Here is a 369-nt window from a genome sequence, read left to right as displayed (position 1 = left end):
CGGGCGTTGTCGATGCACACGGCGGCCCGCGCGGCCAGTTCGGCGGCGAGCAGGACGTCGTCGTGGTCGAAGGGCGTCGGGTTGCTGGTGCGCTGGAGGCCGAGGACGCCGATGACCTCCCCGCGGGCGGTCAGGGGCACCGCGAGGTAGGAGTGCAGCCCGGCCTCGACGAGCAGGGCCGCGGCCTCGGGGTTCCGGGCGATCCCGACCAGCTCCTGGTCGGTGACCTGCCGCACGAGGATGGCCCGGCCGGTGAGCACGCACTGGGTGACCAGGCGGGTGGCGTCGTAGCGGGCGAGTTCACCGACCGGGTCGACGGCCAGTGTGGCCGGGCCGGGACGGGCGGCGGTGACGGCGAGGGCGCGGAAC

The 369-nt window shown here is 75.6% G+C and carries 1 protein-coding gene; it reads right to left on the bottom strand.

The genetic code is table 11. The features are described 5' to 3' along the window. Nucleotides 1–369: GAF domain-containing protein (locus ADK55_RS21020; protein WP_159041502.1), on the bottom strand; the 369-nt coding region annotated here is incomplete at both ends.

The sequence above is a fragment of the Streptomyces sp. WM4235 genome, assembly GCF_001279725.1.
Classification (GTDB): domain Bacteria; phylum Actinomycetota; class Actinomycetes; order Streptomycetales; family Streptomycetaceae; genus Streptomyces.
Note: the sequence above shows the minus strand (reverse complement) of the source record. Positions and strands in the feature narration are given on the sequence as shown.